Source organism: Spiribacter vilamensis (genome assembly GCF_004217415.1).
GTDB classification, from domain to species: domain Bacteria; phylum Pseudomonadota; class Gammaproteobacteria; order Nitrococcales; family Nitrococcaceae; genus Spiribacter; species Spiribacter vilamensis.
In genome coordinates this window covers 1,337,444-1,351,629 of sequence record NZ_SHLI01000001.1, presented here as the reverse complement: position 1 = coordinate 1,351,629, position 14,186 = coordinate 1,337,444, and the positions used below count along the sequence as shown (strand labels likewise).

16 protein-coding genes and 1 tRNA gene are annotated in these 14,186 nt (G+C 66.4%); 3 read left to right on the top strand and 14 right to left on the bottom strand.

Annotation, left to right across the window (positions count from 1 at the left end):
- The first annotated feature begins 17 nt into the window (after nt 1-17).
- Nucleotides 18-1,298: an O-acetylhomoserine aminocarboxypropyltransferase/cysteine synthase family protein gene (locus EV698_RS06765; RefSeq protein ID WP_130503334.1), complete on the top strand. Its 1,281-nt coding sequence runs from the start codon at nt 18-20 to the stop codon at nt 1,296-1,298.
- A 267-nt stretch (nt 1,299-1,565) separates the two neighbouring features.
- The gene (locus tag EV698_RS06760) at nt 1,566-1,817 is read left to right on the top strand and encodes a helix-turn-helix domain-containing protein (protein WP_130503333.1); all 252 of its coding nucleotides are present in this window, start codon (nt 1,566-1,568) and stop codon (nt 1,815-1,817) included.
- Between the two features lie 84 nt (nt 1,818-1,901).
- On the opposite strand, the gene EV698_RS06755 is transcribed toward EV698_RS06760, so the two are convergent.
- The 14 genes from EV698_RS06755 to EV698_RS06690 all read right to left on the bottom strand — a co-directional run bounded on the left by EV698_RS06755 (nt 1,902) and on the right by EV698_RS06690 (nt 12,695).
- Nucleotides 1,902-1,977 (bottom strand) — tRNA-Lys (locus EV698_RS06755).
- 61 nt (nt 1,978-2,038) lie between these two features.
- Nucleotides 2,039-2,845, bottom strand: a complete 807-nt coding sequence (gene phnE, locus EV698_RS06750; protein WP_130503332.1) for a phosphonate ABC transporter, permease protein PhnE — start codon at nt 2,843-2,845, stop codon at nt 2,039-2,041.
- Between the two features lie 11 nt (nt 2,846-2,856).
- Nucleotides 2,857-3,663, bottom strand: coding sequence for a phosphonate ABC transporter ATP-binding protein (gene phnC / locus EV698_RS06745; protein WP_130503331.1), 807 nt, complete (start codon nt 3,661-3,663; stop codon nt 2,857-2,859).
- 27 nt (nt 3,664-3,690) lie between these two features.
- A complete protein-coding gene (locus EV698_RS06740; protein WP_130503330.1) occupies nt 3,691-4,587 on the bottom strand; it encodes a PhnD/SsuA/transferrin family substrate-binding protein in 897 nt (298 codons plus the stop codon).
- A gap of 120 nt (nt 4,588-4,707) precedes the next feature.
- A complete protein-coding gene (ybgF, locus tag EV698_RS06735; RefSeq protein WP_165385740.1) occupies nt 4,708-5,556 on the bottom strand; it encodes a tol-pal system protein YbgF in 849 nt (282 codons plus the stop codon).
- 24 nt (nt 5,557-5,580) lie between these two features.
- Nucleotides 5,581-6,147 (bottom strand): peptidoglycan-associated lipoprotein Pal, encoded by a 567-nt coding sequence (pal, locus tag EV698_RS06730; RefSeq protein ID WP_130503328.1) that lies wholly within the window; start codon nt 6,145-6,147, stop codon nt 5,581-5,583.
- Between the two features lie 27 nt (nt 6,148-6,174).
- On the bottom strand, nt 6,175-7,488 hold the full coding sequence (tolB, locus tag EV698_RS06725) for a Tol-Pal system beta propeller repeat protein TolB (protein WP_239016224.1): 1,314 nt from the start codon (nt 7,486-7,488) through the stop codon (nt 6,175-6,177).
- A 37-nt stretch (nt 7,489-7,525) separates the two neighbouring features.
- Entirely contained in the window at nt 7,526-8,521 is a 996-nt protein-coding gene (gene tolA, locus EV698_RS06720; RefSeq protein WP_130503327.1) for a cell envelope integrity protein TolA, read from the bottom strand.
- Nucleotides 8,522-8,938 carry a protein TolR gene (gene tolR, locus EV698_RS06715; protein ID WP_130504044.1) on the bottom strand — a complete coding sequence of 139 codons (417 nt, stop codon included), beginning with the start codon at nt 8,936-8,938 and terminating at the stop codon, nt 8,522-8,524.
- Nucleotides 8,939-8,972: 34 nt separating this feature from the next.
- Nucleotides 8,973-9,683, bottom strand: coding sequence for a protein TolQ (gene tolQ / locus EV698_RS06710; protein WP_130503326.1), 711 nt, complete (start codon nt 9,681-9,683; stop codon nt 8,973-8,975).
- 65 nt (nt 9,684-9,748) lie between these two features.
- Nucleotides 9,749-10,792, bottom strand: coding sequence for a Holliday junction branch migration DNA helicase RuvB (ruvB, locus tag EV698_RS06705; RefSeq protein WP_130503325.1), 1,044 nt, complete (start codon nt 10,790-10,792; stop codon nt 9,749-9,751).
- Nucleotides 10,793-10,815: 23 nt separating this feature from the next.
- Nucleotides 10,816-11,421 (bottom strand): Holliday junction branch migration protein RuvA, encoded by a 606-nt coding sequence (gene ruvA / locus EV698_RS06700; protein WP_130503324.1) that lies wholly within the window; start codon nt 11,419-11,421, stop codon nt 10,816-10,818.
- The gene (ruvC, locus tag EV698_RS06695; protein ID WP_130503323.1) at nt 11,418-11,945 is read right to left on the bottom strand and encodes a crossover junction endodeoxyribonuclease RuvC; all 528 of its coding nucleotides are present in this window, start codon (nt 11,943-11,945) and stop codon (nt 11,418-11,420) included. Before ruvC ends, ruvA begins: the two co-directional genes overlap by 4 nt.
- A 6-nt stretch (nt 11,946-11,951) precedes the next feature.
- Nucleotides 11,952-12,695: a YebC/PmpR family DNA-binding transcriptional regulator gene (locus EV698_RS06690; RefSeq protein ID WP_130503322.1), complete on the bottom strand. Its 744-nt coding sequence runs from the start codon at nt 12,693-12,695 to the stop codon at nt 11,952-11,954.
- Nucleotides 12,696-12,786: 91 nt separating this feature from the next.
- Between EV698_RS06690 and pabB the strand changes: the two genes are divergently transcribed.
- Entirely contained in the window at nt 12,787-14,181 is a 1,395-nt protein-coding gene (pabB, locus tag EV698_RS06685; protein WP_130503321.1) for an aminodeoxychorismate synthase component I, read from the top strand.
- Nucleotides 14,182-14,186 lie beyond the last annotated feature (5 nt).

The window sequence follows — 14,186 nt, the reverse complement described above, 5'->3', positions numbered from 1 at the left end:
AAGGAGCACCCGCCACCATGAAGCTCGAGACCAAGGCCATCCACAGCGGCTATTCACCGGATCCCACCACCAAGGCCGTCGCTGTGCCGATCTACCAGACTACGTCCTACGCCTTCGACGACACCCAGCACGGTGCCGACCTCTTCGATCTGAAGGTCGAGGGCAATATCTACACCCGCATCATGAATCCGACCAATGCGGCGCTCGAGCAGCGCGTGGCGGATATGGAGGGTGGCATCGGTGGACTGGCCGTGGCCTCGGGCATGGCCGCGATCACCTACGCGATCCAGTGCATCACCCGCGTCGGCGACAACATCGTCACCACCAGCCAGCTCTATGGCGGGACCTACAACCTGTTCGCCCACGCCATGCCCAACATGGGCATCGAGGTGCGATTCGCGAGCGGCGATGATCCGGCGGCCATCGAGGCGCTGATCGACGACCGCACCAAGGTCGTTTATGCCGAGACCGTGGGCAATCCCAACGGCAACGTCGTCGACATCGAGGCGTTCGCCGCCGTCGCCCATCGCCATGGCGTCCCGCTGATTGTCGATAACACCGTGCCGACCCCCGTTCTCTGGCGACCGATCGAGCAGGGCGCCGACATCGTCATCCACTCGCTCACCAAGGCCATGGGCGGCCACGGCACCACCGTGGGGGGCGTGATCATCGATTCCGGCAACTTCCCCTGGGCGGATCATGCCGAGCGGTTCCCCATGCTCACCGAGCCGGATCCCTCCTACCACGGCGTCACCTACACCGAGGCCCTGGGGGCGGCGGCCTACATCGGCCGCTGTCGGGTGGCACCGCTGCGCAACATGGGCGCGGCACTCTCACCCATGAACGCCTTCATGCTCATGCAGGGGATCGAGACCGTGCCGCTGCGCATGGAACGTCAGGGTGAAAACTCGATTGCGCTCGCCGAGCATCTCCAGGCCCATCCGGGCGTGAGCTGGGTGAAATACGCCGGCCTGCCGGACAGCCCGTACTTTCCGCTGGTGCAGAAGTACATGGGCGGGAACAACGCCGGGGGCATCCTCAGCTTCGGTATCAAGGGCGGCGAAGAGGCCGGTGCGAAGTTCATCGACGCGCTGCAGCTGATCGTTCGACTGGTGAATATCGGCGACGCCAAGTCACTGGCCTGCCATCCGGCCACCACGACCCATCGTCAGCTCAACGACGAGGAACTGGCGAGCGCCGGCGTCAGCCGCGACATGGTCCGCATCTCGGTGGGCATCGAGCACATCGACGATATCCTTGCCGATGTCGACCAGGCGCTGGCCGCGGCAGGGCTTTAGCGGTATGTCGGATCTCGCGTACACGAGCGAAATGCAGTGGAGCGGTGGAAAACCCCGGGGGTTGGACGTGACTCTCCCCGGTAAGTCGAAGCCTTTGTCCACGATGGTTGTCGAAGATCGCAGTTAATTGCGTGCTGCGATACCTTGGCCGTAGCTAAAGTATTTCGGGCTCCTTCATCGTAATCAGCGAATAAAGTCTTTTTATGCGCCAATCACGATACCGTCAAAGTATCGGGATTAGCGCATACTAAGATTGAGGTCATGATTATGAATGAGTTGGCACGCACGCCACGGCAGCTCGGCAACTTCATCCGCCGCACTCGGAAAAGCCTGGGGCTGACGCAGGCACAGCTTGGTGAAAAGGCCGGGCTGCGCCAGGAGACAATCTCCCTTATCGAGACGGGTAACCCGGCGACCCGATTGGATACGATTCTGAGGGTTCTGGCCGCTCTGGATCTGGAGCTCCGGGTTGCGAAGCGCTCCAGGGGCAGTGCCGCGGAGATCGAGGAGATTTTCTGATGTCCCGGTGCCGGCAATACATCCAATTGCGGGAGTAAGCTCTCGCCGACTCTATTGGGCCGCGATAGGGAAGGGCTTGATGATTGGTGGGTCGTGCAGGGTTCGAACCTGCGACCAGCGGATTAAAAGTCCGATGCTCTACCAGCTGAGCTAACGACCCGACAATCTGTAATGATACGGCGCGACCGGCTTTGCGGCAATACGAGGGCCCGCAATCCACCTCAGATCACGCGCTTGCGAATGGCCGAGGAGAGCTGCTCGAAGCCGAGGACGCAGACCAGGATAATCAGGATGATGGTCAGTGCTTCGTCGTAGTTGTACAGCTGCATGGCCGCGGTCAGCTCGACGCCGATGCCGCCGGCGCCGACCAGTCCCAGGGTCACCGCCGAGCGCAGTGCCTTCTCGACGCTGAAGAGACTCGTCGCCGTCATCGAGGCCAGTGTCTCGGGCATGATCGCCCCGCCAATCACGGATAGACGTCGCGCGCCTGTCGAGGCGAGCGCCTCCGACGGCCCGGGATGGACTTCCTCGATGCGCTCGGAGAAAAAGCGGGCGGCGAAGCCGACGGTATCCATCACGATGGCCAGCACCCCGGCCAGCGGCCCCAGGCCCACCGCGACTACGAAGATCAGCGCCCATATCAGGTCGGGGATGGTACGCATGGCGGCGACCAGGAACCGGGTGATCACACGGACGATTACGTTCGGCGTGGTATTGCGGGCAGCGAGGAAGGCGAATGGCACGCTCAGTATGACCCCGGCGGTCACGCCCACCAGGGCGATATAGAGTGTCTCCAGCATCGCCCAGAAGATGACGTCGAGGTCGTTCATCGCGGGCGGCAGTGCTCGGCCGACGAAATGCACCAGGTTGACGGCACCGCTGGCGAGGCGCGCCGGCGTGATCTCCATGACCAGTACGCCCTGCACCAGGAAGGCCAGGAAAACCACCATGATGATGAGCCCGAACGGCGACGGGCGTCGGAATCGCCGTGGCGGCGTCAGATCGGAGTTACTCTGAGAGCGATCCATGGGGCCTCCGTTCAGGCGGTTTGATCGACGGCGACAGGAGCGGCGGTGACGGGGGACGGGTCATCCACACGGACTACCCCCTGATAGAGGGCATTCATCGCCGATGGCTCGATTCGGGCATGCCTTTCATCGAGCTCGATACGTCCCGCCTTCATGCCCACCACCCGGTCGCCATACTCGCTGGCGAGCTCCAGCTGGTGCAGCGAGCACAGCACGGTCATCCCGCGCTCGCGGACGATCTCCATCAACAACTCCATCACCCGGCGTCCTGCGCGCGGATCCAGGCTGGCCACGGGCTCGTCGGCCACGAGCACATCCGGATCCTGCAAGAGCGTGCGGGCAATCGCCAATCGTTGCTGCTGTCCGCCGGATAGCTGGCGGCAGTCCTGCCCCGCGTGCTCCGCCAGCCCCACCCGATCGAGACAGGCCATCGCCTGATGACGCAGTTCATCCGGGGCGAACGGCGCCAACGTGCGCAGGAATCCACCGCTCTGCCGTCCCAGCGCCCCGTAGAGGACGTTCTGGAACACGCTCACGTTAGGGACCAGGTTGAAATGCTGGAACACCACGCCGATCTGCTGGCGTGCCCGGCGCAATCTTCGCCCTCGGGTGCGGGCAATATCCTGTCCGGCGATCTCGACCCGGCCCCGGTTCGGCAGGGCCAGGCCGTTGAGACACCGGATCAGGGTGGATTTGCCGCAACCGTTAGCGCCCAGAAGGATGACGCACTCGCCGCTCTCGACCTTCAGATCGATTCCCCGGAGTACATGAAGATCGCCGAAGGATTTGTGCAGATCGGTTACTTCGACCGTTGCCATTGCCGGCCTCCAATCGGGATGGCCCCTCTAGAGCTCGATACCGGCAGCGTCGTAGGCCGCCTTCACTTCATCGTAATCACTGATCTTGAAATCGAAATTGAGCTCGGAGCCACGATTGAGAAACTTCTCTTCGTTGCGCTCGGTGGAGACAAGCGCCTCCCAGAACGCATCCCGGTTCTCGATCATGGCGTTACGAAGGCCGGTCTTGCAGTCCTGGCTGATCTCGCTGCGAATAACCACCGGGTCGCCGGGCAGCGGACCGGACTCCGCGAGTACGCGGTAGTTGCCGTTCGGATCGACGTTGTCCACGAGCTCATCGGCGTCGTCATTACCGCCGCCCATGGCATCGCCATCGCCATTGGCGAACGCCTGGATAAAGGCGTCACCCGCCATGGTGATATCGACGTCCCGCTCGGGATCGAGGCCGGCATCGGCCAGCATTTTCGTGGGGATCAGGTGGCCGCTGGTGGAGCCGATGTCCTTCATCAGGACATGCTTGTCCTCGAGATCGGCCATGGTCTCGATACCGCTCCCGTCACGGACGACATAGGTCGTTCCGTAGTACGGCCGCTCGATTCCGAACAGGACGTCGATGCCGTCTTCCACCTCTCGCCGCATCAGCAGCAGCTCGGCGGGTCCGGCAAACACCATCTCCACCTCATCGTACTGGAGCGCGTTACCGGCGGCGGTGCGGTTGTTCAGGCCGTAGAGCTCGAGCTCGAGGCCCGTTTTCTCCTGGAAAACTTCCTGGAATGGTCCGAAGGCCTGCGCCAGCGGCCTCATGCCCTCAACGCCGGTATCGGCCATCCGCATGGGGTTCGGGCAGACCTCCGTGAGGTCGGTCTGGGCGGTGGCGTTGCCGGCGATGCCGATCGTCGCAAGCCCGGTTAAAGCCGCGAACGCGATCGTTCTGGTATCCGTCATGTCGTTGTCCTCTCATGTGATAACGGACTCACAGGTTGAAGAAACGATGTGACAGAAACTTTTCAATCAGGTGATGATTCGCTGACAGCGACCGCGCAGGCCAACACCCGTCAAACCGTGCTAGCCCTCGTCGAGCCGGGTCTGTGCCAGCCGCGCGGCCGTGCTGTCGGGGAATTCCTCAACCACCTGTTGCAGGGTTTCGCGTCCCTGCTCGTCCCGACCCTGTTCCAGATGGACGTAGCCGATCTTGAGCAGGGCGTCGGGGTGCTTGCGACTACCCGAGTGGTTGTCGACCACCTTCTGGAAAGCCGTCATGGCCGCGTCAAAGTCGCGAACAACGTAATGCGATTCGCCGAGCCAGTAGCGGGCATTGGCGGCGAGTTCCGCGTCGGGGTGATCGTTAAGGAACTGCCGAAAAGCCTCCGCGGCGGCATCATAGCGACCGGCCTGCAGTTCGCTGAAGGCCGATTCGTAGGCCTCGCGGGCGGCGGTGGAGTCCGCTTCGGCGTCGTCACTCGCTGATTCGTTGCTGGATTCGACCGGCAGGGCGTCATCGGCCGCGGGCTTCGCATCAGACGCCGCACCGCCACCGTCACCGCCGCCGTCACCGCCACTGGCACCATCACCGGCGTCGCTGTCGCTTTCCTCGTCACCGCCCTCGCTATCGGCGGTCTCCAGCGCCTGCAGCCGTCCGTCCAGATCCAGGTAGAGCTCGCGCTGCTGATCGCGGATGTCATCGATCTGGCGCTGGAGGCGCTCGATTTCCCCACGCAGGGTGGTGATCTCGCGCTGCAGTGTCTCGTTCTGGTTCATCATCCGCATCATGGCGGAGCCCGAGATACGGTCTTCGAGGCGGTCGACGCGACGCTCGAGGGGCTGGGCCAGGCCGGTCTGCGGGCTGACCGCGAGGGCCGAGCCGACGCCAATGACGACGGCCAGTCCCAGCGCATTGATTCGGGTAAGTTGCATGGGTCTCGCTCTCCGCTTCATCGATCAGCGCTCGTAGACGAGGGCGGCGCGGCGGTTCTCCGACCAGACGGATTCACCACTGCCACTGACCGCCGGGCTCTCCTCGCCGTAACTCACGGTCTCGACCTGGTCGTCGTCGGCACCGCTGATCAGCAGGGCCTGCTCTACCGATTCCGCACGCCGCTCACCGAGGGCGAGGTTGTACTCGCGGGAGCCGCGCTCGTCGGTGTGGCCCTCCACGAGCATCCGACGGTCACCATTATTGGCCAGGTATTCGCCGTGGGCCTCGATCAGCGCCATGGCGTCCTCACTCAAGGTCGAGCTGTCGTAGTCGAAGTAAATGACCCGGTCGGATAGCGGGCTGTCCGGGTCCTCGAGTGGCTCGCCGGACACGCTACCTGTCCCCGTGGCGCCGCTGGCGGCCGCGCCACCGCCCCCGCTTCCATCGCCGTCCCCGGTCTGGGCCTCGGCGGCGGCGGCCTGATCGATTTCCGCCATTTCGGCATCGTCAATGGCGTCGTCGGTGGTGGCGCAGCCCGCCAGCAGTGCGGTCAGGGCGACGGGGATCAGCCAGTATCGGATCGGTTTCATGAGGCGTTCTCCATTCAATCGGTGTATTCAGTTGTTGGTGTTGGATGGCAGCGGGCCCCAGTCGGGCTCGCGCACGGTGTTCTCGAAGCGGGTGAGTTCGCCCTGCACGCGGCCGAAGACCGACACCGTCGCCAGCTCGGTCCCTTCGTCGGTATCCCGCGTATAGGCGATCATGCTGCTGCTCGCCGAAAAGCTGGGAGACTCGTCCAGTGGGCCATCAGTGAGTACGCGCATCACATCGTTGTCCAGATCCTGGATGGCGATCCGGAAGCCTCTATCGCCCTGGTGCGCGAAGGCGAGGAAACGGCCGTCGTCCGAGAGGGTGGGACTGGCGTTGTAGCCGCCATCGAAGGTGACGCGCTCGGCGTCGCCGCCATCAACGGGCATGCGGTAGATCTGCGGGCTGCCGCCGCGGTTGGAGGTGAAGTAGATGGCATCACCATCGGCGGACCAGGCGGGCTCGGTATCGATGCCGAAGTGCCGCGTCAGCGCCTGGGGCTCGCGTTCGCCGTCGGGATCGATCAGGAAGATGTCCGGATTGCCGTCGCGGGACAGGGTGACCGCGAGCCGTTCGCCGTCCGGGGACCAGGCGGGTGCGCCATTGATGCCCTTGAAGCGGGCCACGGCCCGGCGATCACCCGAGGCGACGTCCTGTACGAAGATCTGCGAGCTGCGACCGGACTCGAACGACACGTAGGCGATGCGCTCGCCATCCGGTGACCAGTCGGGTGACAGGAGAGGTTCGCTGGAGGTCAGGATGGTCTGTGGCCGCTGGCCGTCGGCCTCGGCCACCGCGAGCCGGTAGGAGGGCGCGTCGACGTCGCCGGTTTCCTCGACGTAGGCGATGCGGGTGTTAAAGCCGCCGGGGCGACCGATCAGGGCCTGGAAGACCTGGTCGCTGATGGTGTGGGCGAGGTTGCGAAGCCCGTCCGGCGTCACCCGGAAGCGCTGGCCGGTGATGCGCTCGCCGGCATAGACATCCACCAGCTCATAGCGGACCCGGTAGCGCTCGTCCTCGAGCGGGGCCACGCTGCCCACAACGATGGTGTCGGCGCCCAGTGCCCGCCAGTTCTGGAAGCGGATGTCCTCGAGCGCGGCGGGCTGGCCGAGGTGATTGGCCGGATCGAGCGGTGCGAAGAGCCCGCTACGGTAGAGGTTGTCGCGGATGACGGCGTCAATCTCCAGTTCGGGCGCCGCCTCTTCTTTTTCTTCTTCTTCAAGCATGAACGGGACCACGGCGATGGGCAGTGCGGCGGCCTCGCCACCGCTGATCTCGATGCGGACCTGCGCCATGGCGGGGGTTGCCATGAACATGATGAGGGCAAGGACGACAGCTTTCATCGGGGACAATCCCATCTCTGCAAGGGGCTTCATTATTTCAGGCGTCCGGTGCGAATACCATTTCCACGCCCTCGCGATAGGGTTGGGCGAGCGCCGGGTCGTCGGGCATGGGGAGTGGATCGGCGCGCCGCACCGCGGTCACGGCGGAGCGATCGAAGGCGGCGTTACCACTCGATCGGGCGACGTCGACGGACAGGACAATACCGCCCGGACCGAGGCGGACGGCGACCAGTGCGCTCAGGCCATCGGGGATGCCGGCGGGGCGCCGCCAGACCCCTTCGACTTTCTGGCGAATGGCGGCATCAAAGGTCCCGCGCGCCTGGCGCTGGGCCTCCGCCTGTCGCCGTTCCTCCGCCTCGCGGCGGGCCTGTGCCTCCGCTTCGGCCTCGCGCTGAGCCTGTTCCTCGGCCTGCCGCTGGCGCTCGGCCTCCGCCTCGCGGCGGGCCTGTTCCTCGGCCTCCCGCCGGGCCTGTGCCTCAGCCTCTGCCTCGCGCTGTGCCTGTTCCTCGGCCTGCCGTTGGCGCTCAGCCTCGGCTTCACGCTGGGCCTGCTCCTCGGCCTGCCGTTGGCGCTCAGCCTCAGCCTCCCGGCGTGCCTGCTCTTCAGCCTCCCGTTTCTGCTGCGCTTCCGCCTCGGCCTCAGCTTCGGCCTCCGCTTCGCGGCGCGCCCTCTCGGCCGCTTCGCGCTGGCGCTCGGCTTCGGCCTCCGCCTGGCGCCGTTCTTCCTTGGCGGCCTCGATCGCCTCGCGTTCCGCCGCCAGTCGTTCGGCCTCACGCTGGCGCTCGGCCTCGAGTGCTTCGAGGGCCTCTTCCTCCTGACGCCGTTCTTCCGCTTCCTGCGCCTCGAGCGCCTCGATGGTCTCCTCGACCTCGGCCTCGCTGACGGCCACCGCCTGCACGGCCTGTTCGGTGCCGGGGCTGGCCTGATCGGACATCCCGGTCATCCGGAAGCTGACGGCGAAGGCCCCGAGCAGAACGGCATGGGCCAGCACCGACAGACCGATTTCCCTGAACCCCTGCATCGGCGCCGCCACCTACCCGTTATTCGTCGAGCCATCGCCCGACGGCTGGGTCATCAGACCGACCTGCGGCACGCCGGCCTCCTGCAGCGCCGTCATCACATTGATCACCCGGGCGTAGGCCACGTTGCCATCGCCGCGGACATAGACCGGGGTGTCGGGGTTGGCGCGCATGACGGCGGTGATATTGACGACCACCTCGCGGGCGCTGACCGGCTCGTCATCCGCCTGCTCGCCAATGCTCAGGTAATAGCGGCCCTGATCGTCCACCTCAACGATCACCGCCTCCTGGTCCTGGGGGGGCAGCGGCTCGGCACTGGACTGCGGCAGGTCGATTTCGACGCCCTGGTAGAGCAGGGGCGCGGTCACCATGAAGATCACCAGCAGCACCAGCATGACGTCGATATAGGGGACGACGTTGATCTCCGCCATGGGCCGGCGGCGACTGCGACGGCGCAGCGGGGCGCTACGACTCACGGTCCAGCCGTCCGCGGGCGTTGTCCGGCCCCCCCTGGAGATTGCGCTGGAGGATGCCGGTGAACTCCTCGATGAAGATCTCGTAGCGACTGGTCATCTGCTCGGAGCGGTTGGCGAAGCGGTTGTAGGCGATCACCGCGGGAATGGCCGCGAACAGGCCGAGCGCGGTGGCGATGAGCGCCTCGGCGATGCCGGGGGCGACGGTGGATAGGGTCGCCTGCTGCATGGCGCCGAGCGCGAGGAACGCGTTCATGATGCCCCAGACCGTCCCGAAAAGACCGATATAGGGACTGGTGGAGCCGATGGTGGCGAGGAACGGGACGGACTGCTCGATCTGGTCCATCTCGCGGCTGAGGGCGACCCGCATGGCGCGCTGCGCGGCCTCGATAGTGGGTTCGGCCGGGGCGCTCTGGCGGCGCATGAGCCGGAACTCGCGCAGCCCGGCGCGGAAGATGCGGTCCATGCCGCCGGTGGCAATATCCGGTTGTTCGCTCTGCGCGTAGATGTCGTTGAGGTTGCCGCCGGACCAGAACATGTCCTCGAATCGCTCCGCGCCGCGCTGGGCCTGCCGGAATTCCCGATTCTTGCGAAAGATGATCGCCCAGGAGCTGATCGAGGCCAGCAGCAGGACGAGCATGACCGCCTGGACGACCAGGCTCGCCTCGATGATCAGCTGGGTAATGGACAGGTCAACGGACATGGGGCTCCCCGGTTTTATTGCCTCGAAACACTAACGATCGGTCCGTGGCCGTGCAACCGGCGCCATCAGGCGCCGCGGAACAGCTCGCCGTTGGGATCCTCGATGCGCGGCGGCGCCGGAATGTCGAGGTGGGCATAGGCATGGCGGGTGGCCATGCGCCCGCGGGGCGTTCGGTGCAGAAAGCCCCGCTGGATCAGGTAGGGCTCGATGACATCCTCGATGGTGCCGCGCTCCTCGCCGATCGCCGCGGCCAGGCTCTCGACACCGACCGGGCCGCCGTCGAACTTCTCGATGACCGCGGAGAGCAGGCGCCGGTCCTGGATGTCGAAGCCGCTATCATCGACCTTGAGCATGTCCATCGCCGCCGCCGCCACCGCCTGGCTGATGCGGCCATCGGCGCGGACCTCGGCATAGTCGCGGACGCGGCGTAGCAGGCGGTTGGCGATGCGCGGCGTGCCCCGCGACCGGCGCGCGATCTCGGTGGCGCCGTCCGCCTCCATGGTGAGGTTGAGCAGGCCGGCGGAGCGATCGACGATGGTGACGAGCTCGTCCACCGAGTAGTACTCGAGTCGCTGGACGATCCCGAAGCGATCGCGCAGTGGCGAGGTCAATAGCCCCGCGCGGGTGGTGGCGCCCACCAGGGTGAACGCCGGCAGATCAAGCTTGATGGATCGGGCGGCCGGTCCCTCGCCGACCATGATGTCGATCTGCTGGTCCTCCATCGCCGGGTAGAGGACCTCCTCGACCACGGCGGAGAGGCGATGGATCTCGTCGACGAACAGAACATCACCGGGTTCAAGGTTGGTGAGCAGCGCCGCGAGGTCGCCGGGACGGTCGATCACGGGGCCGGAAGTCTGGCGCAGGTTGACGCCCAGCTCCTGGGCGATGATGTGTGCGAGCGTGGTCTTGCCAAGCCCCGGCGGGCCGAACACGAGGACATGATCGAGTGCCTCGGCGCGTTGCCGGGCGGCGCCGATGAAGATCTCCAGCTGCTCGCGGACGCCCTGCTGGCCGATGTAGTCGTTCAGCCGCCGCGGCCGGATGGCGCGGTCCACCGCCTCGTCATCGGGGGCGGCGTTACTGGTGGTGATGCGGTCGTTGTCGATCATGGGGTCCCGCGTCGCTGCATGGGTTAGCGTACCGCCTTTTTCAGGGCGGCACGGATCAGTTGTTCGCTGTCCTCGCCCTCGAGTCCCTGCAACAGCCGCTGTGCCTCGGCGGGTTTATAGCCGAGCGCGATCAGCGCGGCGCTGGCCTCGGCCATGGGATCATCGGGGACGGCGCCACCGACGGATCCGGCGGCGGCGCCGGGCAGCGCCCCCGGCGTGCTTGCGAGGCCGTCGAGGCGATCCTGCATCTCCAGGGTCAGGCGCTCGGCGATCTTCTTGCCGATCCCCGGCAGGCGGGTGAGGGTGGCCGTGTCGCGCTGCTCCACGGAGCGCCGGAACTCCTCGGCGCTGATGCCCGAGAGGATGGCGAGGGCCATTTTCGGGCCGACGCCGTTGACCCGGATCAGGGCCCGGAAGAGCTCGCGCTCGCCCTCGGTGAAAAACCCGTAGAGCACCGCCACCTCATCGCGAATCCCCTGGTGGATACGCAGGGCAACGGTCTCGCCGGGCGTCGGCAGGGCGTAGAGGGTCGACATCGGTACCTCGATCTCGTAGCCGACACCGCCCACATCAACCACGATCAACGGCGGCTGTTTCTCGAGCAGTGTCCCGGTGATGCGGCCGATCATGTCGTCCCCCGCGGGTGCTGGCCGGCGAGCTGCGTCGCGAACCGGGCATGCTGCGTATGGGTCAGGGCCACGGCGAGGGCGTCGGCGGCGTCCTCGCGCAGATCGCCGCGGAGCGCGAGAACGGTGCGCACCATGTAGCCCACCTGCTCCTTGTCGGCCCCACCGCGCCCGACCAGGGCCTGCTTGATGGCACGGGCGCTGTATTCGTCCACCGCCAGGCCGGCGCTCGCACAGGCGCAGATGGCGGCACCGCGGGCCTGCCCGAGTTTGAGGGCGGACTGCACATTACGGTTGACGAACACCTCCTCGATGGCGCTTTCGGTGGGGGCGTGTTCGGCGATGACCGTGGCAAGACCGGTGAAAATGGAGTGTAGCCGTTCGGCGAAGGCGCCGCGGCCGGCCTGGATGACGCCGCTCGCGACATAGCGGCTGCGGGCGCCGTCCACCGCGACGATGCCGAACCCGGTGCGTACCGACCCGGGGTCGATCCCGAGCACCCGCCGTTCCCCCGCGCCTGCCGCCATGTCGGCCTAGGCATCCTCGTAGGCGGCGGCCTGCAGCTCGGCGTTGGTATAGACGTACTGGACGTCGTCCAGGTCCTCGAGCCGGTCGATCAGCTTGACCGCCTTGCGGGCGTCGTCATCGCTGAGCTCGGTGGTGTTCTCGGGCCGCATGGTCACCTCGGCATCGGCGGGCTCGAAGCCAGCCGCGACGAGCGCATCGCGGACCGCCGTGAAGTCCCCCGGCGCGGTGAGTACCTCGAACGACCCGTCCTCGTTGCTGATGACGTCATCGGCACCGGCCTCCAGCGCCGCCTCCATCAGGTCGTCCTCGTCGGTCTCGGGCGGGAAGATCATGACGCCGCGCTGCTGGAACATGAACGCGACGCAGCCGTCGGTGCCCATGTTGCCGTTGTGCTTGTTGAAGGCGTGGCGGATCTCGCCCACGGTCCGGTTGCGGTTGTCGGTCATGCAGTCGGCCATGATCGCCACGCCGCCGGGGCCGTAGCCTTCGAACCGGGCCTCTTCGTAGGCGGTGCCCTCATCGTTGCCGGCCCCGCGGGCGGCGGCCTTGTCGATCTTGTCTTTCGGCATGTTCACCGAGAGCGCGCGGTCGACGGCGAGGCGCAGACGCGGATTGTCGGCCGGGTCGTCCCCGCCCTGACGCGCCGCCACCGTGATCTCGCGGATCATCTTGGTGAAGATCTTGCCGCGTTTTGCGTCCTGGGCCTTCTTGCGGTGCTGGATGTTGGCCCACTTGCTATGCCCTGCCATGGTCCCCCTCGTGTCGGCCGACTGATCGTCTTTATTCGTCGTAGAGATTACCATGTTGGCCTGTTCCGCACTGATGGGTGGCTCACGGCCCATGACCGACATCCCGATCCCCTTCCCGGCCTCGCCGTTGACGACCTTTGCGGCCCTGCGTGCGCGGTGGCCGGCGGCGGTATGGCTGGACGGCGCCGCCGGCGGCCGGTACAGCATCATGAGCGCGGCGCCGCGCGGACAGCTGGTCACTCGCTTCGGGCGCACGCGCTGGCTCCCGGGCAATGCCGAGCGCACGGCGGCCGATGACCCCGCGACCGGGCAGGACCTGGGTGACGGCGACCCGTTGGCGATCCTCCAGACCTGCCTGGGCGACTCGGCGCCCGGCGCCATGCCGTTCCGCGGCGGCGCCATCGGCTATTTCGGCTACGAACTGGGGCGCCGGCTCGAGCATCAGGAAACGGCCGATGCGGGCCTGCCCGACATGGCGGTGGGGCTCTATGACTGGGCGCTGGTGCTCGACCACGACCGGCAACGCGCCTGGCTGGCCGGCGACCCGCCCGCGGGAATGGTCGATACGCTGGATAGCGGCGCGGACGCATCGGTGGGTGACTGGTGGTCGGTGGGCGACGTCCGCGCCACGCCGGATCGCGAGGGCTATGGCCGCGCCTTTCGGCGGGTCCGCGATTACCTGCAGGCCGGCGACTGCTACCAGGTCAACCTGGCCCGTCGGCTCCAGGCGCCGTTTGCGGGTGACCCCCTCGGCGTCTATGCCGACTTTCGGGACGCCGCCGGGGGGCCGTTCGCGGCCTATCTCGACCTGCCGGGCGGGCCGATCCTGAGTGGCTCGCCGGAGCGCTTCCTCAGTCTGCGCGGCAATCGGGTGGAGACGGCGCCGATCAAGGGCACGCGCCGCCGGGGGGCGGACCCGGTCGAGGACGCCGCCCTGCGTGATGATCTGCTGACCCATCCCAAGGACCGCGCCGAGAACCTGATGATCGTCGATCTGCTGCGCAATGACCTGGGGCGGGCCTGCGAGATCGGCTCGGTGCAGGTGCCGCGCTTGTTCGCGCTGGAATCGTTTGTCACGGTGCATCACATGGTGAGTACGATCACCGGCCGGCTCAGGTCCGACCGGGCCGCGACCGATCTGCTGCGTGACTGCCTGCCGGGCGGGTCGATTACCGGCGCGCCGAAATACCGCGCCATGGAGATTATCGACGAGCTCGAGGGCGAGCCGCGGGGGATCTACTGCGGGTCCATTGGCTATATCGGCGACGACGGCGCCATGGATACCAGTATCGCTATTCGCACCATGACCGCCCGCGACGGCAACCTGGACTACCGGGCCGGCGGTGGGCTGGTGCACGATTCGGACTGCGGGTCGGAGTATGACGAGACCGAGTCCAAGGCCGCGGCCTTTCGCCACCTGGTTGATATCGGCCGTGATCGTGCGGCGGCGAGGCACCGGCGAAGTGTCAGTGATAGAGTGAAATAACAGTC